This window comes from Flavobacterium sp. Root420, assembly GCF_001427905.1.
In the GTDB taxonomy this organism is placed as follows: domain Bacteria; phylum Bacteroidota; class Bacteroidia; order Flavobacteriales; family Flavobacteriaceae; genus Flavobacterium.
Genome location: NZ_LMEF01000032.1, coordinates 27,018 through 47,036 on the forward strand (window position 1 = coordinate 27,018; position 20,019 = coordinate 47,036).

Here is a 20,019-nt window from a genome sequence, read left to right on the forward strand (position 1 = left end):
TTACTATTTTCAATTTTAATTATAAATTTTTAAAAGTTAATTACTCATAAAAACATCTTCATATTAAATAAAGTAACTGACAAATTATCAGTAAATTGTATTTGGATAGTTTTTTGATGTTCCTTCAGTTATAGATTCTAAAAAACATGAACGACAATCATTTTAAATTTTCAAATGCTGTTATTGGTCTTCCGGTATTTTTTGTCCTTTTTTTATGGATAGTATATTGGTTTCAAATTAAATTTGATTTTGATTTTTATCAAAACGGAATTTATCCTCGCGATTTTTCTGGTTTACAAGGTGTATTGTTTAGTTCTTTTATTCATGAAAACTTAGGGCATTTGTATAACAATTCTATTCCTCTTTTGGTCTTGCTCGCTGCATTACAATATTTCTATCCCAAGCAGTCTGTTGCGGTTATTTTATATGGAATCCTTTTTTCGGGTTTAATAACCTGGGTAATTGGCAGGTCAAATTATCATATTGGGGCAAGTGGTTTGATTTATGTTTTGGTCAGTTTTATTTTCTTTAAAGGAATTCAAACAGGTTATTACCGATTAGTAGCTCTTTCGTTATCGGTAATATTACTTTATGGCGGAATGATTTGGTATGTTTTTCCTGATGTAGATGCCACAATTTCATGGGAAGGTCATCTGGCAGGTTTTATCACTGGCTTTGTATTGACATTGTTATATAAAACTCCGGAATATAAAAAAGCAATAGTTTATGACTGGCAAAAACCAGATTTTAATCCGGAAGAAGATGCTTTTATGAAACATTTTGACGAAAACGGAAATTTTGTTCCTGTTGAGAAACGAGAAGAGGAGGTAGAATTTATTTCACTTTATTTTAGTTCTGATAAATTAGTTAATTACTCTGTAACCAGATCAGAATCAGATGATAAAAGGTAGTTAAGGGTATTTAGGTGTAACTTAAAAAGACTATTTTTGTTATACACATTCTAGTTTTATCTTAATTTGCTATGAAAAAGATAAGTTTTTTGGTTGTCATTTTATTAGTAATTAGTTCCAAAATATTGGCTCAATGCGACGTAAAGAACAAATTACTAGCCGATGGAACAATGGTATATTATTTTGATCCCGCTGTTTTTTACACAACAAAATCAAAATCGCTAAAAATTAATATAGTAACAGATAAAGAACATTATTTCATCGCTTTGCAACCTATACCGTTTCCTTCTAAAAAAGAAGGTAAGAAAATTAATGATGATTTAATTATTCATTTAGCTGATCAGAAATCATGTAAATTATCGCATTATGATACGCAGTATATGCGTAACGATTCGATTATGCAAGTATTGTATTTAATGGATGATAAAGATGTTGAAGCTTTTTCGAAGTTTGAAGCCGTACTTGCTGAAATTAATATGAAAGGAACAGAATTTGTTCGCGATTATAAATTCAAATTGCATAAAGAGGCTATAAAAGAGCAGTTAAATTGTTTTTTGAAAAAGGAAGAAGAGAAGTAAAAAACTAATCTTCGTTAATTACTTCTTCATTTTTATGAAGAAGTTTTTTACTCAGGTTCTTAAAAAGGTTGTTGAATGTGAGTGTTAGTGAAGCTGCATTTACAATTTGATTTCCGCTATGTCTGGGAAGAAATTCATTTGCATAGGTCAATTCCACCTGAATATCATCCGTAAATAAATAACCACCACCCAGGTTTAATCTATTACGATCAAAAAAACTTTGTCCAGTTACTTTTGTTCCTGATTTAAAATATAATTCATCCGATGCTATACCATAAATAACTCCAGATTGTAAAACTTTACTATTGATTGGTTTTATATATTTGATTTGTTGACGATATCGAAGAACATTTTCATAATCATCATCTGCATTTTTCATATGACGAAGTTCCATTCTCATTCTGGTGCTTAATGTATAACCAGTTTTATGAAAATAGTAAATACCCTGTAAGGCAAATCTCCATTCTGGAGATTCAAATTGTCCAATTTCGGGCACATCCTTGTTGTTGAAATAAGCTACAAATGAAGAAAGCTTCCAACGAGGTGAGAGATAATAATGTCCCCATCCTCTAAATGATCTTTGAATGTTTTTATGAAAGATATTAGAAGAGGATTCCGTGCTACTATAACGGCTGGCAAGGTCTAATTCAGCTGACCATTTATCATTTATGGCTCTGTTAAATTGTGTCTCATTCCAAAACTGTCCATAGGATTTAGTTTGTGTATAACTAATGCCTACGATAAAAAACATCGCAATTGCAAAACATTTGTTTTTAGATGATATGTTTTGAGCAGATTTGGAAGACATCAATTCATAATTAGAATATTTATTTTGTCATCTTAATTCTCAAAGATAATTAACTTCTTTGACGAACAGTTTCATATAAGAAGGCTCCACAAGCAACAGAAACATTTAAGGATCCTATTGTTCCAAACATTGGTAGTTTTGCTTTTTCATCTACAATCTTAAGAACTGAAGGATTGATACCTCTGTCTTCAGATCCCATGATAATTGCAACAGGCTCGTTTAAAGCTATGTCGTAAATATTTTGATCTGTTTTTTCAGTAGCAGCAACGGTTTTTATTCCAGAACCTTGTAGATAAAATATAGCATCTTTAATATGTTCAACTTTACATATTGGAACATTAAATACAGCTCCGGCAGAAGTTTTTACGGTATCACCATTTACAGGAGCTGAACCTGCTTTTTGGACAATAATTCCGTTTACTCCGGTACATTCTGCAGTTCTGATAATAGCACCAAAGTTTCGGGCATCAGAAATTTGATCTAATATTAAAAACAATGGCTTTGCCCCGGAGGCAATAGTTGATTCAACCAAATGTTCTAAATCGATAAAACCAATAGGGGAGATTGTTGCAACTGCACCTTGGTGATTATTTGGTGTTAGGCGATTTAATTTTTCAACAGGTACATATGAAAAGTTTATGTTGGCGCGTTTCATCACCTTCATTAAATCTTTCATTAATTCACCAGAAATCTCTTTTTGTATAAATACTTTGTCGACTTCTTTTCCTGCCTGTATTGCTTCAATAATGGCTCTAATTCCAAATATTTGATGTTCTTTTTCCATAGGGCAAATATAGGTATAATGTTTATAAAAAAAAGCCGCTCTGAGTGAACAGAGCGACTTTAGTATTTATTTTTCTAGTATAAATTAGAATTTATCCCAGAAAATATGAGTTTTCAATTTGTCTCCACCAATAAGAGCAGATGCTGCTTCCCAATTGTCACCATTAACTGTTTGTTCGTTAATTGAATAAGTTAGCCTTTTTGGAACTTGACTTTCGGCTTCAGGATATGCATTTGCAGGAGCAACTAAAACAGGAAAATCTAATCTTCGATATGCAGTCCATGCCTCAAATCCTCTGTTGTAAAATGCAATCCATTCTTGATTAGCAATTTGTTGTTTGGCAGTTGCAGGAGTAAAAATAACAGCTGGATTTAATAAATACGCAGCTGCCTGATCTTTAATTCCCCAATTTTCAAAAGAAGCGGTAATTGCCTGATTGTAGTAGTAATCAGCAGTATGTCCAACTGAAATCCCCTGTGACGCAGCTTCTGCTAAATAAAAATTCACTTCAGATGCTTCCATTAATAGAGAAGGAAAATCAGGTGCCGTTAAGATAGGGTTCACGTGAGAGAAATTTGTATATATATTTGTATACCCATATTTTCCTCCTGCATAAGTTCCATTATCTAAAGGCGTAAAGTATTTAGTTCTCCTAGGATCACTTAAAGTGTTCATTGCATTAACTATTGTTGCTGCAGGAACAAAATCATTTCTATTAGATGCTACTAAATTTTCGTAGATTGGATTGTAATTTGGAGCAAATGCAGCATAATTAAACGATGCGTTATCAGCATTTGTTGTTATTACTCCTCCGTTGTAACCACTTTCAATCGTAGTTTTTGCTAGTGTAGGATTTGTGTCAATAAGATTAACTCCAATTTTTACTTTTAATGAATTTGCAAAAAGTTTCCATTTTGCAACATCACCCTTGTAAAGAATATCACCTGAGCTAAAAGATTTGTTGCTAGTGTCTAAATTTGCTATTGCTGCATCTAAACGTGTGATCAATTTTGAATAGATCGTCGCTGCATCATCATATTTAGGCAAAACGATTGTGGTTGGTTGAAGCGCATCTGTGTAAGGAATATTTCCAAATGAGTCAACTAGAATTTGATAAGTATAAACTTGAAATATTTCTATAATAGCAAGTTTGTTTTTTTGCTCACTTGCAAAAGCTGCAGGAGAGTATCCTGTTGGAATGGCTTCAGTAGGAATAATCTGTTTTGCAGATTCTAAACCACCAAGAACAGTAGCGTACAAAATTCTCCACTGACGATCAGCGATTGCTCTCGAGCTAATTCTATATCTGGATTCAGCAGTGTATTGTGTTGCAGCCAGGTATTGAGGAAAGTATCTAAAGATTGCACCTTCATTCACACTTGGGCTAGTCAATTGGTCTGTTAAAGCTTTCTGAGAATTTGCAAACAAAGTAGCTGCAGGAACATCATAAGCAGCATCTTTATTATCGTTGAAGTTCACATCATCGCTTACACAACTTGTCATTAATAACGACAAGATTGCTATTGAACATATTATTTTTTTCATTTTTTTAGAATTTTACTTTTACGTTAAAAGAATATACTTTAACTGTAGGCATAACTCCAGATTGAAATCCTTGTATGTTACCTGCAGAGGTTCCAGCTTCAGGATCTGCATCTGGTAAGTTTTTGTGAATAATCCAAACGTTATTACCGATTAAACTGAATGACATATCTTTAATAAAGCTTTTGTCAAGAAACTTTGAAGGAAGAGAATAAGTTAAACCAACTTCTCTAAGTTTAACATAAGAGGCATCATAAACGTAATTACTGTTTGGGTTTCCAGAAACTCCAAAACCTACTCCGCTTGCTTCACTAGAGTCAGATGCATCTACGCGAGTTGTATTTGGAACGTAATTACCGTTTCCATCTAATGTAACTCCTGGATTAATGTATCCACCTCCGTTAGCTAAAGTATTTCTAACTGGGTTACCCAAGTCATTTATGTATGCAGTCTGAACACCTACTCCAGTATCTTGCCCGTAAGCTTGGTCAAGTGAGAAAACGCTTCCTCCTTCTTTAACATCAATAAGGAAATTGAAAGAAAGATTTTTATATGTAAATTTATTAGATATACCACCTATCCAATCTGCCTGGATATTACCAATTATTTGATTGTCTACAATTTCATAGTTCCCATCTGCATCTACAATTTTATTTCCGTTAGGATCACGTGCTATTCCCTGACCTCTGATAGCTCCATATTGTTCACCAACAGTTGCATTAAGTGTAACGTTTTGGTTCCAGCTAGCCAATTGAAGATTTGTTCTTCCTTCGTTTAAGGAAACAACCGTATTTTTGTTTTTTGACCAGTTTACAGCAACTTGCCATTGGAAATCTTTAGTTTTAATTGGAGATCCTGACAAAACTACTTCAATACCCTTGTTTTCAAGTTCACCAGCGTTAATCTGCGAGAAGCTATAACCTGTTGCAGGTGATTGAGGTACGTTGAAAATTTGATCCTCTGTATTGGTTTTGTAAACAGATAAATCTAAAGTTAACCTGTTGTTTAAAATAGACGCTTCTAAACCTGCTTCCCAGCTTTTTTGTGTTTCTGGCTTTAAGTCTTTAAAAGTAACAAATGTGGCACTGTTTTGAAATAATGGGTTTCCATTAACTGAGCCATTGTTGATTCTAGCTCCTAATGTGCCTGCAGCAGGATCGTTTCCAACCTGTGCATAGTTAAGTCTTACTTTTCCTAAAGATAACCAGTCTGCTTTTAATACTTCAGAAAAAACAAAACTTGATCCAATCGAATAGTAACCATAAGAGTTGTTGTCAACATACAAACTTGTGGATTGATCTCTACGATATGATCCTTCTAAATATAAAGTTTTATTGTAGTCAAATGATGCTTGTGCATACAGTCCAGATTTTTCAGAATTTATTTCAGTCTCTACCGGTGCAACAAATGTAGCTGAGTTTGCTAATGTATAAAGTCCTGGCTTAAGAAGACCACCTGTCGTTGAGCCGTCAAATGAATCAACTCTTGATTTAATAAGTGTTGCTCCACCCAGTACTTTACCACTGATAGTTGGGCTTAATTGAAAATCATATGTAGCTATAAAATCATAAGTTTGTTGAAGAAATGCTCTAGTGTACAAAGCATATCCTGACGATTCACTAATTTGGCTTACTCCAAATTCTTCTGCATGACTTCCTACTTGTTTTCTAAGTTCTTGTCTGTCATTAGAGTTGTCAATTGTTACTCTACCCAATAAGTTGAAATTATCAGTTACATCATAACTTAAATTAGCTCCAGTTAAGATTCTACGTCTAACATCGCTTTCATAGTTCTCATATCTATCCCAGTATGGGTTGTTCCAATATGCTGGATCCAGTTTTCCTGATAATGGATCATTCATATTCCAAGTAATATTTTGACGGTTTCTGAAATATTCTTGTCTTAGTTCTTTTATGTCCACGTTAGTTTGCCACCATTGTCTAAATCCTCCAACGAAGTTATCTCCATAGCCTAAACTATTTCTACCAATAGTATTTTGATCAGTAAATGTAAAGAAAGCTCTTGCTGTCAATTTATCACCAAATTCTTTAGAAAAGTTACCACTAACTATGTTTCTTTTAAGACTGCTGTTTGGTAAAACACCTTTGTCGGTATTATTCGTTATACTTAAATTGAAAGTACTTGTTGCATCACCTCCGTTTAAGTTTAAGTTATTAACGCTATTGAATGCTTTTTCAAAGAAAGTTGTAGGGTCATTTGCCGCTGCAACCCACGGTGTTGCTTTTCCAAAATTAGGGTTTCCGGGAGCAAAAGCATTCCAGTTGTAAGCTGGTAGTCCGTCAAAAGCGTTACCATAAGAAATATCATATCCTGTTGGTACTACTCTGTCTTCAACTCCGTCACCGTCAACATCTGTATAAATAAAGTTATCATGACCGTCATAACCTCCACCTCCGTATTGTTTTTGATAACGAACAAAAGTAGATTTATCAATTGTTCCAACTGAAGCAGTTGAACTGAAAGAAATGCCTAAGCCTTCATTTTTCTTGCCTTTTTTAGTAGTAATCATGATGGCTCCGTTTGCAGCAGAACTACCGTATAAAGCAGTTGCGGCAGCACCTTTAAGAACGTTTACTGACTCAACATTGTTAGGATCGATATCTGATGCTGAGTTACCAAAGTCATATCCATCTCTTCCAGATTGAGTGTCCGAGGTGTTTAGATTAGCATTGTTTAAAGGTACACCATCAACAACTATTAAAGCCTGATTGTTTCCTGTGATACTTTTTGTTCCTCTTAATACAATGTTTGTAGATCCTCCAAAGTTTGAATTGTTTCTAACTTCAAGACCAGCAACTTTTCCAGATAGGTTATTTAGGAAGTTTGTTGTTGGTGCTGTATTGATTGCTGCAGCTTCTAGTTTTTGAGATGAATAGCCTAAAGACTTCTTTTCTCTCGTAACACCTAAAGCAGTAACCACTACTCCTTCTAGCTCTTGTGCGTCACCAGTTAACTTAACGTTAACAACTGATGAACTTGCTGCTATTTCCTGGGTTTTCATCCCAATGTAGCTAAATACCAAAACTTGGCTTGTTGATGCTTTGATGGAAAATTTACCATCAAAATCAGTTTGTGTTCCAGATTTTGTTCCCTTTACTAATACACTAACACCTGGTAAAGGCATGCCTGCATTATCAGAAACAGTTCCCGAAACAGCTCTTTCTTGCGCAAAAGTAAGTTGCGCTACTAGTACTAATAAAAGTACTAAGAATCCATTGAACTTTAGTTTCATTTTTAAATATTTTGAATTAGTATCGCAAAACTCTTAATAATTTGTTAACTATCCTAATATTAATTTAAACTTTTTTCAGTTACTGCTAAAATTTAACATTATAACATATGTTTATGATAGTGTTATATAATTGTATTTCTTGAGCATTTACGCCTCCATTTGTAAGATTTATTTTAAGTAATCCATTAGGTGTCTGAATTACGGTGCCAATTCCTAATCCTATTAATTTTTTTATTTTCTTTGGATTGTTCGTGCTTGTTAAGTCTTGGTAAAGTCCATAATCTGTGATGGTGTTAACATAAATTGTTTTTGAAAATTTATATCGGTATTCTGTAAGAATTAATGAAGTGAAATTTGATTGTAAACTGTTTTCCAGGAAGCCTCTAATCGAATTGATTCCTCCAAAGCGAAATAATTCATTAGAAATGTAATTTTTACTGTTAAGATAAAAATTTTGTGAATTTATGTTAATGAAATTCTTATCGTTTAACTCAAAATTATAAGACACATTTAAGTTGGTGTAAAATTGTTGACTGGTTCCTGCTGTTGCAGGGTCGTTGTTGGTGTTTCTTTTTCCGTATCCAATTATCCAGTTTAGATTTGCTTTTTTAGGGATAAGATCGTTTAAATGATCTGTTTTTTTAAATTCATAACTTGATGTGATATAGGAATTTTTGAAGTCACTAATTGTTGAGTTGTTTGTGTTTTGAATATCACTGGATTCTGTTGCCTGATACCCAACATAAATTTTTGAATTGTAATTGATATAGTAACCCAGATCGATTGCAGTTTTTGTGTTTTGAAAAGTGCTGTCTTGTTTGAAGATGTTTAATTGGGCTTTCAAACCTAATGAAGATTTAAAGATATATGGAATTTCTAGTTTAGTATTGAAAGTTTTTTGTTGATTACCGTCGCTTTTCCAGTATAATGAAAATTGTTCGCCGGCATGAAGAGTGTTTGATAGTAATATATCCAGATATCCGTTTAAGTTTGCTTTTTTTTCTTTGTCGTTTGAAAAGCCTATATATCCATCAAAAGTATTTGCTTCTCTTTTTTCGAGGTAGATGTAGATTTTAGTCGAATCGTTTGTGAATAATATTTCCGGATATTTTGTTTGACTTACAAATTCATAACTATTGATCTCGTTGTAAAGTTGTTTGGTGATTTCCTGATTGAAAGTTTTTTGTAGATATTTTTTATTAAGTTGTTTTAGATGCCCTTTTGGGAATTGAGTCTTGTCTTTGTTATTTGTGTAATTCAGAATAATCGAATTTACCTGACGTTTTTTTTCGGATTTAAAATTAAGGCTTGCAAAAATTGTCAAATTCTCTCTTCGTATATTTTCAAGTTTTATTTTGCTTAAGGCGAAACCTTGCTTTTCTGCTTCTATTATTTTTTGATTTAGATAGATTTCGGTTTCTTCATAAGGTAAAATCAAGGTGTCGTTATTTGTTTCAGATGAATCAAAAAAAAGATTATTTCTACCTATATATATATGTATCTTTTTTATTCTTGTTTTTAAGGATATAATACAGAGGTATGAACTGTCGTTTACCTTGTTTGTTTCTAGAATTTTGTTGTCTAAATATCCTTTTTTTGAAAGCTTGTCGGAAGTGTTATTTATCTCGTCATATAAAGATTTTAAATTTGGATGGTTTGGCGAGTAATTTAATGAATCAATGATTTGATCTTCGTTGTTATTTGTCCCCTTTATTTTTAAATAAAAATTTTGGGCATAGCAACCAAGATATGAGGTTAGAAAAAATATGTATAATAACTGTTTCAAATGCAATTGTTTCATTTATTAAAAAGTATTGCAAATATCAATTGTTTGTTTGTAAAAACATAGTCTTAAATAATGTTATTGAAAATTAATGGATTAACGTTTGTATAGTGAAAAATATTTTATACATTTGCAACCCCGTAAAAAGCGGGAATTTAATATACATAATAAATTTTTAGTATTAATTATGCCAACAATTCAACAATTAGTAAGAACAGGAAGAACTCAGATAACTAAGAAGAGTAAATCGGTTGCTTTAGATTCTTGTCCTCAAAGAAGAGGGGTTTGTACGCGTGTTTACACTACTACACCAAAAAAACCAAACTCTGCAATGCGTAAAGTTGCGCGTGTACGTTTGACAAATGGTAATGAGGTGAATGCTTACATCCCTGGAGAAGGACACAATTTACAAGAGCACTCGATAGTATTAGTTAGAGGCGGAAGGGTAAAAGATTTACCAGGTGTTAGATATCATATCGTTCGTGGAGCGCTTGACACGTCAGGGGTTGCAGGAAGAACGCAAAGAAGATCTAAGTACGGTGCTAAACGCCCAAAAGAAGCAAAAAAGTAATTTAAAACTTTTAAGAAAAAGACATGAGAAAAAGAGCGGCAAAGAAAAGACCACTTTTACCAGATCCGAGGTTTAACGACCAATTGGTAACGCGTTTTGTGAACAACTTAATGTGGGACGGTAAGAAATCTACAGCTTTCAAAGTATTTTATGATGCAATTGACATCATTGAGTCTAAAAAGCAGGATTCAGAAAAATCTTCATTAGAAATTTGGAAAGATGCTTTAACTAACGTTATGCCTCACGTAGAAGTGCGTAGTCGTAGAGTAGGTGGAGCTACATTTCAAATTCCAATGCAAATTAGACCAGACAGAAAAATTTCTATGGCAATGAAGTGGTTAATACTTTATTCTAGAAGAAGAAATGAAAAATCTATGGCACAACGTTTAGCGTCAGAATGTTTAGCTGCTGCTAAAGAAGAAGGTGCTGCGGTTAAGAAAAGAATGGATACTCACAAGATGGCAGAAGCTAATAAAGCTTTCTCTCACTTTAGATTTTAATTCGTAAGAAATGGCTAGAGATTTAAAATATACAAGAAATATCGGAATTGCTGCTCACATTGATGCTGGTAAAACAACAACAACTGAGCGTATCCTTTTTTATACTGGAAAGTCACATAAAATTGGTGAGGTGCACGATGGTGCTGCAACAATGGACTGGATGGCGCAAGAGCAAGAAAGAGGTATTACAATTACTTCGGCTGCTACAACTTGTGAATGGAATTTTCCAACTGAACAAGGTAAAATTTTACCTGAATCATTACCATATCACTTTAATATTATTGATACTCCTGGACACGTTGACTTTACTGTAGAGGTAAACCGTTCTTTACGTGTACTTGATGGTTTGGTTTTCTTGTTTAGTGCTGTTGATGGTGTTGAGCCTCAATCGGAAACTAACTGGAGACTTGCTGATCAATATAGAGTTCCTCGTATGGGATTCGTTAATAAAATGGACCGTCAAGGATCTAACTTTTTGGCAGTTTGTCAACAAGTTCGTGATATGTTAAAATCAAATGCTGTTGCAATCACTTTGCCAATTGGTGAAGAAAATGATTTCAAAGGTGTTGTAGATTTAGTAAAAAACCAAGCTATCATTTGGCATGATGCTACTCAAGGGGCGACTTTTGATATTGTGCCGATCCCTGAGGATATGTTAGCTGAAGTTAAAGAATACAGATCTATTCTTATTGAGGCAGTTGCTGATTATGATGAAAATCTTTTAGAGAAATTCATGGAAGATGAAAACTCTATAACAGAGGAAGAGATCAACAACGCTTTAAGAGCGGCGACTATGGATATGGCTATCATTCCTATGATTGCTGGTTCTTCTTTTAAGAACAAAGGTGTTCAATTTATGTTGGATGCAGTTTGTAAATATTTACCTTCTCCAATGGATAAGGAAGGTATCGAAGGAATTCATCCTGACGATGCTGAATTGTTAGAAGAAGATCAAACTAAAATCTTGCGTAAGCCAGATGTAAAAGAGCCGTTCGCTGCTTTGGCATTTAAAATTGCTACTGATCCATTCGTAGGTCGTTTAGCTTTCTTCCGTGCTTATTCTGGTCGTTTAGATGCTGGTTCTTATGTTTTGAACACTCGTTCAGGAAATAAAGAAAGAATTTCTCGTATTTACCAAATGCACGCAAACAAACAAAATCCAATCGAATATATTGAGGCTGGAGATATTGGAGCTGCTGTTGGATTTAAAGATATCAAAACTGGAGATACATTGTGTGATGAAAAACATCCAATTATTCTTGAGTCTATGAAATTCCCTGCGCCGGTAATTGGTATTGCAATTGAGCCTAAAACTAAAGCTGACGTTGATAAGATGGGTATGGCTTTGGCTAAATTAGCTGAAGAAGATCCAACATTTACTGTTAGAACAGATGAGGCTTCAGGGCAAACAATTATTTCAGGTATGGGTGAGCTTCACTTAGATATTCTGGTAGATCGTATGAAACGTGAGTTTAAAGTTGAAGTGAACCAAGGTGAGCCTCAAGTTGAATATAAAGAAGCGTTTACAAGAACTGCAACTCATAGAGAGACTTATAAGAAACAATCAGGAGGTCGTGGTAAATTCGGTGATATCGTATTTACACTTGAGCCAGCTGATGAAGTTGATGGTAAAGTTCCTGTAGGATTGCAATTTATTAATGCAGTAAAAGGTGGTAACGTTCCTAAGGAATATATTCCATCTGTAGAAAAAGGTTTCCGTGAAGCTATGAAGACTGGTCCTTTGGCTGGTTATCAAGTGGATAGTTTGAAAGTAACTTTGACAGACGGATCTTTCCACCCTGTCGATTCTGATGCGCTTTCTTTTGAATTAGCAGCTAGAATGGGTTATAGAGAAGTAGCTAAGGCTGCTGGAGCTATTATTCTTGAGCCTATCATGAAAATGGAAGTTATTACTCCTGAAGAGAACATGGGAGATATCGTAGGTGATATCAACCGTCGTAGAGGTCAGGTTAATGACATGGGTGATAGAAATGGTGCTAAAACTATTAAAGCTGATGTGCCTTTATCAGAAATGTTTGGATATGTGACAACATTAAGAACATTATCTTCTGGTAGAGCTACTTCAACAATGGAGTTTTCACATTATGCAGAAACACCTTCTAATATTTCAGAAGCTGTAATTAAAAAAGCAAAAGGTAACGCTTAATTCTTAAGAAAATGAGTCAAAAAATCAGAATAAAACTAAAATCTTACGATCACATGTTGGTAGATAAATCTGCTGAGAAGATTGTAAAAACAGTAAAAACTACTGGAGCAGTTGTAACAGGTCCAATTCCGTTGCCAACTCACAAAAAACTTTTCACTGTGTTGCGTTCTCCGCACGTTAACAAAAAAGCGAGAGAGCAATTTGAAGTAATGTCATACAAGAGATTGATTGATATTTATTCATCTTCATCTAAAACTATTGATGCATTAATGAAACTTGAATTGCCAAGTGGAGTTGAAGTAGAGATAAAAGTATAATTTTTTTATTATATTTTATATAGAAAGCGAGGCAGTCATGTCTCGCTTTTTTTTGTTATGAGAAATTCTTTTTTTTATTGTTTTTAACTGTTTTTTTTAGGAGTAAATTATTTTTATTTTTAGGGAAAGGTCTTTTGTTTAGGCTGTTGCCAATGATTCTTAAAGATTAAATTATGTAATTGTTAAGAAAAATATTTTCGTGGATTATAATGCGTGGGCTCAATTTCTTTAATAAATAAAATATTATTGAAGAAAGCTTTTGAGCTTGAATTTTGATAATGAGCGATTTAATTTTTGTAACTGTTTGGTATATTCAATTTTAATATCTACTTTTGCACTCCCTGTTTGGAAATTTCTGTTATTTTCAAATTGAAGGGAATTTTAGTAATTAATAATTAATATTTATGTCTGGGTTAATTGGTAAAAAAATCGGCATGACTAGTATTTTCGACGAAAACGGGAAAAACATTCCTTGTACAGTAATCGAGGCTGGGCCGTGTGTTGTTACCCAAGTCAGAACCAAAGGTGTTGACGGGTACGAAGCGTTGCAACTTGGTTTCGATGACAAAAACGAGAAACATTCCACTAAAGCGGCTTTAGGTCACTTTAAAAAAGCTGGAACTGTTGCTAAGAAAAAAGTCGTTGAATTTCAAGATTTTGCAACTGAACAAAAATTAGGAGATCTTATTGATGTTTCTATTTTTGCTGAAGGAGAATTTGTAGATGTACAAGGTGTTTCTAAAGGTAAAGGTTTTCAAGGAGTTGTTAAACGTCACGGATTTGGTGGTGTTGGGCAAGCAACTCACGGTCAACACAACCGTTTAAGAGCGCCAGGTTCTGTGGGAGCTTCTTCATATCCATCTAGAGTATTCAAAGGAATGCGTATGGCTGGAAGAATGGGAGGAGACAATGTAAAAGTTCAAAACCTTAGAGTTTTAAAAGTAGTTGCTGAAAAGAACCTGCTTGTTATTAAAGGATGTGTTCCTGGACATAAAAACTCTTATGTAATCATTCAGAAGTAATGGAAGTAAAAGTATTAGATTTCAACGGAAAAGATACTGGAAGAAAAGTTCAACTTTCTGATTCAGTATTCGCAATTGAACCAAACAATCACGCTGTATACCTTGATGTTAAGCAATATCTTGCTAATCAAAGACAAGGTACTCACAAAGCTAAAGAAAGAGCTGAAGTGACAGGAAGTACACGTAAGATTAAAAAACAAAAAGGAACTGGTACGGCTCGTGCGGGAAGTATTAAGAATCCATTGTTTAAAGGTGGTGGAACAGTTTTTGGGCCAAGACCAAGAAGTTATTCATTCAAATTGAATAAAAGCTTGAAAAGATTGGCTAGAAAATCAGCATTCTCAATCAAAGCAAAAGAGGCGAATATCATCGTTCTTGAAGACTTTAATTTTGAAGCGCCAAACACTAAAAATTTCATTAACGTTTTGAAAGCTTTAGGGTTAGAAAATAAAAAATCTCTATTTGTGTTGGGAGAGTCAAATAAAAATGTATATTTGTCGTCACGCAATTTAAAGGCTTCTAATGTCGTAACCAGCTCAGAATTAAGCACTTACGCTATTTTAAACACTAATAATTTAGTGCTTTTAGAAGGTTCTTTGGAGTTAATCGAAGAAAATTTAAGCAAATAATAGGAATATGAGTATCATAATTAGACCTATAGTAACAGAAAAAGTAACCAAAGAAAGTGAAGTTTTAAACCGCTTCGGATTCGTTGTTGACAAAAAAGCAAACAAAGTTCAAATTAAGAAAGCTATTGAAGCTGCTTATGGAGTAACTATTGTTTCAGTTAACACGATGAACGTAAGACCGGATAGAACTACAAAATACACTAAAAGTGGTTTGATCAGTGGAAAGACAAATGCAATTAAAAAAGCGATTGTTCAAGTACAAGAAGGAGAAACAATTGATTTTTACAACAATATCTAAGATAGAAAAATGTCAGTAAGAAAATTAAAACCTATTACCCCAGGTCAGCGATTTAGAGTTGTGAATGGTTATGACGCCATTACAACTGATAAGCCGGAACGCTCTTTGATAGCGCCGATAAAAAACTCTGGAGGTAGAAATAGTCAAGGAAAGATGACCATGCGTTATACGGGTGGTGGTCACAAGCAGAGATATCGTATTATTGATTTCAAAAGAACTAAAGACGGAATTCCGGCTACAGTGAAATCAATCGAATACGATCCAAATCGTACTGCATTTATCGCTTTATTAGCTTACGCTGATGGAGAGAAAACTTATGTAATTGCTCAAAACGGATTGAAAGTTGGTCAGAAATTAGTTTCTGGTCCGGAATCTCAACCAGAAATTGGTAATACATTGCCTTTAAGCAGAATTCCTTTAGGAACTGTAATCTCTTGTATTGAGTTACGTCCAGGTCAGGGAGCGGTAATCGCTCGTTCGGCTGGTACATTTGCTCAGTTAATGGCAAGAGATGGAAAATATGCTACAATTAAAATGCCATCTGGTGAAACAAGATTGATCTTGTTAACTTGTTCGGCTACTATTGGAGCTGTTTCTAATTCAGACCACCAATTAGTTGTATCAGGAAAAGCTGGTAGAACAAGATGGTTAGGAAGAAGACCTAGAACAAGACCTGTTGCAATGAACCCTGTTGATCACCCAATGGGTGGTGGAGAAGGACGTTCTTCTGGTGGACATCCACGTTCAAGAAATGGAATACCAGCAAAAGGTTATAGAACTCGTTCTAAGAAAAACCCGAGTAACAAGTATATCGTAGAACGTAGAAAGAAATAATAAGATATGGCACGTTCATTAAAAAAAGGACCTTTCGTTCATTATAAGTTAGACAAGAAAGTTCAGGAAAACGTAGAAAGTGGTAAAAATAGTGTAGTAAAGACTTGGTCTAGAGCTTCTATGATTACTCCAGATTTCGTTGGACAAACTATCGCAGTTCATAACGGTCGTCAATTTGTACCAGTTTACGTAACAGAAAACATGGTAGGTCACAAATTAGGAGAGTTTTCACCAACTAGATCTTTTAGAGGTCATGCTGGAGCAAAAAATAAAGGTAAAAAATAAGAAGCAATGGGAGTTCGTAAAAGAGAAACAGCAGATGCGAGAAAAGAGGCTAATAAGTCTATTGCTTTCGCAAAATTGAATAACTGCCCTACTTCACCTAGAAAAATGCGCTTAGTAGCGGACTTGGTAAGAGGTCAGAAGGTAGAAAGAGCACTTAACATCTTAAGATTCAGTTCTAAAGAGGCTTCAAGAAAATTAGAGAAACTATTATTATCTGCAATCAACAACTGGGAGCAAAAAAATAGTGAAGGTAATTTAGAAGAAGCTGGATTATTTGTTAAAGAGATCAGAGTAGATGGTGGAATGATGTTGAAAAGACTTCGTCCAGCTCCACAAGGTCGTGCACACAGAATAAGAAAACGTTCTAACCACGTAACAATCGTGCTTGGAGCTATCAATAACACACAAAGCAATTCTTAAGCAGCATGGGACAAAAGACAAATCCAATTGGAAATAGACTTGGTATCATCAGAGGGTGGGACTCAAACTGGTATGGTGGAAATGATTACGGTGATAAACTTGCCGAAGATCACAAAATCAGAAAGTATATCCACGCTCGTTTATCAAAAGCTAGTGTATCAAAAGTAATCATCGAGAGAACTTTGAAACTTGTAACCGTTACTATCACTACTGCAAGACCTGGTATTATTATCGGAAAAGGCGGACAAGAGGTAGACAAGTTGAAAGAAGAACTTAAGAAAGTTACTGACAAAGAGGTTCAAATCAACATCTTTGAAATCAAAAGACCTGAATTAGATGCTTATCTTGTGGCGACAAGCATCGCTCGTCAAATCGAAAGCCGTATTTCTTACAGACGTGCAATCAAAATGGCTATTGCTGCTTCTATGCGTATGAACGCTGAAGGTATCAAAGTTTTGATTTCTGGTCGTTTGAATGGTGCTGAGATGGCGCGTTCAGAAGGTTTCAAAGAAGGTAGAATTCCTCTATCAACTTTCAGAGCTGACATTGATTATGCTTTGGCTGAAGCTCACACTACTTACGGTAGAATGGGTATCAAAGTATGGATCATGAAAGGTGAAGTTTATGGAAAGAGAGATCTTTCTCCACTTGCAGGAATGGATAAAAAACAATCTGGAACTGGTGGTGGTAAAGGTGGAGATGCTCCGAGAGGAGACAGAAAACCTTTTAATAAAGGTGGAAAACCAGACGCTCGTAAAAGAAAGTAAATTTTTAAACTAAAGAAAAATGTTACAGCCTAAAAGAACAAAATACCGTAAGGTACAAAAAGGTAAAATGAAAGGTAACTCTCAAAGAGGGCATGAACTTTCTAATGGAATGTTTGGTATTAAATCTGTACATGAAGATGGAATGTTCTTAACCTCTCGTCAAATCGAAGCTGCGCGTATCGCTGCAACTCGTTTCATGAAGAGAGAAGGACAATTATGGATCAAAATATTTCCAGACAAACCAATTACTAAGAAACCTCTTGAGGTACGTATGGGTAAAGGTAAAGGTGCCGTTGAATATTGGGCTGCCGTTGTTAAACCCGGAAGAATTATGTTTGAAGTTGGAGGAGTTCCTTTATCAGTTGCAAAAGAGGCTTTACGTCTTGCAGCTCAAAAGCTTCCAGTAAAAACTAAGTTCGTCGTTGCTAGAGATTTCGAAGCATAATTTATATTATATTATGAAACAATCAGAAATAAAAGATCTTTCTGCAGCGGAGTTGCAAGAAAAACTTAGTCAAACTAAGAAGATATATGCTGACCTAAAAATGGCCCACGCTATTTCTCCAATTGAGAATCCACTTCAAATTAGAAGTGTAAGAAGAACAGTTGCAAGATTGGCTACAGAGCTAACTAAAAGAGAGTTACAATAATTGTATTCTGCTGAAAGATGGAAGAAAAAAGAAATTTAAGAAAAGAAAGAATAGGTGTTGTTACTTCAAATAAAATGGATAAATCTATTGTTATTGCTGAAGTAAGAAAAGTGAAACACCCATTATACGGTAAGTTCGTGTTGAAAACAAAGAAATACGTTGCGCACGACGAAACAAACGACTGTAACATTGGAGATACTGTAAGAATTAGCGAAACGCGTCCTTTAAGTAAAACAAAATGTTGGAGATTAGTTGAAATCTTAGAAAGAGCTAAATAATTATGGTACAACAGGAATCAAGACTAAAAGTAGCAGATAACACGGGAGCAAAAGAAGTTTTAACTATCCGTGTTTTAGGAGGTACCAAAAGAAGGTATGCCTCTGTTGGTGACAAGATTGTAGTATCTATTAAAGATGCAACTCCTAACGGTAACGTTAAAAAAGGAGCTGTTTCAACTGCAGTTGTTGTACGTACCAAAAAAGAAGTGAGAAGAGCTGATGGTTCTTATATCCGTTTCGATGATAATGCATGTGTTCTTTTGAACGCTGCAGGGGAAATGAGAGGAACTCGTGTTTTTGGGCCGGTAGCAAGAGAACTTCGTGAAAAACAATTCATGAAAATTGTATCATTAGCACCAGAAGTGCTTTAATTCGTTTTAAGATGATAAAGCTAAAAATAAAATCAGGAGATATCGTAAGAGTTATTGCTGGAGACCATAAAGGTGCTGAAGGTAAAGTTTTACGTGTTTACCGTGAGAAAAATAAAGCGATAGTTGAAGGTGTAAACATGGTTTCGAAACATACAAAACCAAGTGCTAAAAACCCTCAAGGTGGTATCGTTAAGAAAGAAGCTTCTATACAAATATCTAACATTTCACTAATTGATCCTAAAACTAAGGAAACAACTAGAGTTGGTATTAGAGTAGAAGGAGATAAGAAAGTAAGATTTTCAAAAAAATCTAATCAAGTACTATAGTAATGGCATATACACCTAGACTAAAAGAAGAATATAAGAGTAGAGTAATCTCTGCTCTTAAAGAGGAATTCGGATATACAAACGTGATGCAAGTTCCAAAACTTGAAAAAATCGTTTTGAGCCGTGGAGTTGGTGCAGCTGTATCTGATAAAAAACTAATTGACTATGCAGTTGATGAGTTAACAAAGATCACTGGACAAAAAGCAGTATCTACAATTTCAAAGAAAGACGTTGCGTCTTTTAAATTGAGAAAAGGGATGCCTATTGGAGCAAAAGTTACTTTACGTGGAGAAAGAATGTATGAGTTTTTAGATAGACTTGTTACTTCTGCTTTACCACGCGTTAGAGATTTTAGTGGTATTAAAGCTACTGGTTTCGACGGAAGAGGTAACTACAACCTTGGAGTTTTGGAGCAAATCATTTTCCCTGAAATTGATATTGACAAAGTAAACAAAATTTCAGGAATGGATATTACATTTGTTACTACTGCAAAAACAGACAAGGAAGCAAAGTCATTATTGGCTGAATTAGGATTACCTTTTAAAAAGAATTAAGACATGGCTAAAGAATCAATGAAAGCCCGCGAGGTTAAGAGAGAAAAAACGGTAGCAAAGTATGCTGAGAAAAGAAAAGCTTTGAAAGAGGCTGGAGATTTTGAAGGTTTACAAAAATTACCTAAAAATGCTTCACCAGTTCGTTTGCACAATCGTTGTAAATTAACAGGTAGACCAAGAGGGTATATCCGTCAATTCGGTATTTCACGTGTAACTTTCCGTGAAATGGCTAATAATGGATTAATTCCTGGAGTTAAAAAAGCATCTTGGTAATCTCGCAATAAGTTACTACTTTTGCAAACCAAAAAATAATTTTAATTGATTAAAGGTTCGGGAGGCGGGTGCCTCCCGAAAACCATAGTCGCAATCAA

General features: G+C 34.5%; 25 protein-coding genes. 20 read left to right on the forward strand and 5 right to left on the reverse strand.

The genetic code is table 11. The features are described from left to right. Positions 1–146: 146 nt before the first annotated feature. A complete protein-coding gene (locus ASC72_RS20360) occupies positions 147–911 on the forward strand; it encodes a rhomboid family intramembrane serine protease (RefSeq protein ID WP_056195252.1) in 765 nt (254 codons plus the stop codon). Positions 912–982: 71 nt separating this feature from the next. Then, complete coding sequence (locus ASC72_RS20365; RefSeq protein WP_056195255.1) at positions 983–1,489, forward strand: hypothetical protein; 507 nt, start codon at positions 983–985, stop codon at positions 1,487–1,489. 4 nt (positions 1,490–1,493) lie between these two features. Here the strand turns inward: ASC72_RS20365 and ASC72_RS20370 are convergent, their stop codons facing one another. The 5 genes from ASC72_RS20370 to ASC72_RS20390 all read right to left on the reverse strand — a co-directional run bounded on the left by ASC72_RS20370 (position 1,494) and on the right by ASC72_RS20390 (position 9,314). After that, a complete protein-coding gene (locus ASC72_RS20370) occupies positions 1,494–2,297 on the reverse strand; it encodes a DUF2490 domain-containing protein (RefSeq protein ID WP_056195258.1) in 804 nt (267 codons plus the stop codon). Between the two features lie 49 nt (positions 2,298–2,346). After that, positions 2,347–3,081, reverse strand: a complete 735-nt coding sequence (gene rlmB, locus ASC72_RS20375; RefSeq protein WP_056195261.1) for a 23S rRNA (guanosine(2251)-2'-O)-methyltransferase RlmB — start codon at positions 3,079–3,081, stop codon at positions 2,347–2,349. A gap of 84 nt (positions 3,082–3,165) precedes the next feature. Then, positions 3,166–4,626, reverse strand: a complete 1,461-nt coding sequence (locus ASC72_RS20380; RefSeq protein ID WP_056195264.1) for a SusD/RagB family nutrient-binding outer membrane lipoprotein — start codon at positions 4,624–4,626, stop codon at positions 3,166–3,168. A gap of 4 nt (positions 4,627–4,630) precedes the next feature. Then, a complete protein-coding gene (locus tag ASC72_RS20385; protein WP_056195267.1) occupies positions 4,631–7,876 on the reverse strand; it encodes a SusC/RagA family TonB-linked outer membrane protein in 3,246 nt (1,081 codons plus the stop codon). Between the two features lie 85 nt (positions 7,877–7,961). Beyond that, positions 7,962–9,314, reverse strand: a complete 1,353-nt coding sequence (locus ASC72_RS20390; protein WP_241775767.1) for a hypothetical protein — start codon at positions 9,312–9,314, stop codon at positions 7,962–7,964. 532 nt (positions 9,315–9,846) lie between these two features. On the opposite strand from ASC72_RS20390, the gene rpsL reads away from it, so the two are divergent. The 18 genes from rpsL to rpsN all read left to right on the forward strand — a co-directional run bounded on the left by rpsL (position 9,847) and on the right by rpsN (position 19,921). Next, positions 9,847–10,230, forward strand: coding sequence for a 30S ribosomal protein S12 (rpsL, locus tag ASC72_RS20395; RefSeq protein WP_007136570.1), 384 nt, complete (start codon positions 9,847–9,849; stop codon positions 10,228–10,230). Positions 10,231–10,253: 23 nt separating this feature from the next. Beyond that, complete coding sequence (gene rpsG / locus ASC72_RS20400; protein WP_007803600.1) at positions 10,254–10,730, forward strand: 30S ribosomal protein S7; 477 nt, start codon at positions 10,254–10,256, stop codon at positions 10,728–10,730. Positions 10,731–10,740: 10 nt separating this feature from the next. Beyond that, positions 10,741–12,897 carry an elongation factor G gene (gene fusA / locus ASC72_RS20405; protein WP_056195273.1) on the forward strand — a complete coding sequence of 719 codons (2,157 nt, stop codon included), beginning with the start codon at positions 10,741–10,743 and terminating at the stop codon, positions 12,895–12,897. Between the two features lie 11 nt (positions 12,898–12,908). Continuing rightward, on the forward strand, positions 12,909–13,214 hold the full coding sequence (rpsJ, locus tag ASC72_RS20410) for a 30S ribosomal protein S10 (protein ID WP_007803605.1): 306 nt from the start codon (positions 12,909–12,911) through the stop codon (positions 13,212–13,214). Positions 13,215–13,618: 404 nt separating this feature from the next. Continuing rightward, the gene (rplC, locus tag ASC72_RS20415) at positions 13,619–14,236 is read left to right on the forward strand and encodes a 50S ribosomal protein L3 (RefSeq protein ID WP_007803612.1); all 618 of its coding nucleotides are present in this window, start codon (positions 13,619–13,621) and stop codon (positions 14,234–14,236) included. Beyond that, positions 14,236–14,865: a 50S ribosomal protein L4 gene (gene rplD / locus ASC72_RS20420; protein WP_026982957.1), complete on the forward strand. Its 630-nt coding sequence runs from the start codon at positions 14,236–14,238 to the stop codon at positions 14,863–14,865. The genes rplC and rplD overlap by 1 nt, the downstream gene beginning before the upstream one ends. Positions 14,866–14,872: 7 nt before the next feature. Next, positions 14,873–15,163, forward strand: a complete 291-nt coding sequence (gene rplW / locus ASC72_RS20425; RefSeq protein WP_007803621.1) for a 50S ribosomal protein L23 — start codon at positions 14,873–14,875, stop codon at positions 15,161–15,163. 9 nt (positions 15,164–15,172) lie between these two features. Beyond that, positions 15,173–15,997, forward strand: a complete 825-nt coding sequence (gene rplB, locus ASC72_RS20430) for a 50S ribosomal protein L2 (protein ID WP_007803623.1) — start codon at positions 15,173–15,175, stop codon at positions 15,995–15,997. A gap of 6 nt (positions 15,998–16,003) precedes the next feature. Next, positions 16,004–16,282 carry a 30S ribosomal protein S19 gene (gene rpsS / locus ASC72_RS20435; RefSeq protein ID WP_012022488.1) on the forward strand — a complete coding sequence of 93 codons (279 nt, stop codon included), beginning with the start codon at positions 16,004–16,006 and terminating at the stop codon, positions 16,280–16,282. Between the two features lie 6 nt (positions 16,283–16,288). Beyond that, positions 16,289–16,702, forward strand: a complete 414-nt coding sequence (rplV, locus tag ASC72_RS20440; protein WP_007803631.1) for a 50S ribosomal protein L22 — start codon at positions 16,289–16,291, stop codon at positions 16,700–16,702. Positions 16,703–16,707: 5 nt separating this feature from the next. Beyond that, a complete protein-coding gene (rpsC, locus tag ASC72_RS20445) occupies positions 16,708–17,469 on the forward strand; it encodes a 30S ribosomal protein S3 (RefSeq protein ID WP_056195277.1) in 762 nt (253 codons plus the stop codon). Between the two features lie 19 nt (positions 17,470–17,488). Next, entirely contained in the window at positions 17,489–17,914 is a 426-nt protein-coding gene (gene rplP, locus ASC72_RS20450; RefSeq protein ID WP_007803637.1) for a 50S ribosomal protein L16, read from the forward strand. Positions 17,915–17,927: 13 nt separating this feature from the next. After that, complete coding sequence (gene rpmC, locus ASC72_RS20455; protein WP_007803639.1) at positions 17,928–18,119, forward strand: 50S ribosomal protein L29; 192 nt, start codon at positions 17,928–17,930, stop codon at positions 18,117–18,119. A gap of 17 nt (positions 18,120–18,136) precedes the next feature. Beyond that, positions 18,137–18,397, forward strand: a complete 261-nt coding sequence (gene rpsQ, locus ASC72_RS20460) for a 30S ribosomal protein S17 (protein ID WP_007803646.1) — start codon at positions 18,137–18,139, stop codon at positions 18,395–18,397. 2 nt (positions 18,398–18,399) lie between these two features. Further along, positions 18,400–18,768 (forward strand): 50S ribosomal protein L14, encoded by a 369-nt coding sequence (gene rplN, locus ASC72_RS20465; RefSeq protein WP_007803649.1) that lies wholly within the window; start codon positions 18,400–18,402, stop codon positions 18,766–18,768. A gap of 11 nt (positions 18,769–18,779) precedes the next feature. After that, positions 18,780–19,094 carry a 50S ribosomal protein L24 gene (gene rplX / locus ASC72_RS20470; protein ID WP_007803650.1) on the forward strand — a complete coding sequence of 105 codons (315 nt, stop codon included), beginning with the start codon at positions 18,780–18,782 and terminating at the stop codon, positions 19,092–19,094. A gap of 2 nt (positions 19,095–19,096) precedes the next feature. Beyond that, positions 19,097–19,648: a 50S ribosomal protein L5 gene (rplE, locus tag ASC72_RS20475; RefSeq protein WP_007803652.1), complete on the forward strand. Its 552-nt coding sequence runs from the start codon at positions 19,097–19,099 to the stop codon at positions 19,646–19,648. 3 nt (positions 19,649–19,651) lie between these two features. Further along, positions 19,652–19,921, forward strand: a complete 270-nt coding sequence (gene rpsN, locus ASC72_RS20480) for a 30S ribosomal protein S14 (RefSeq protein ID WP_007803655.1) — start codon at positions 19,652–19,654, stop codon at positions 19,919–19,921. The last annotated feature ends 98 nt before the right edge of the window (positions 19,922–20,019 follow it).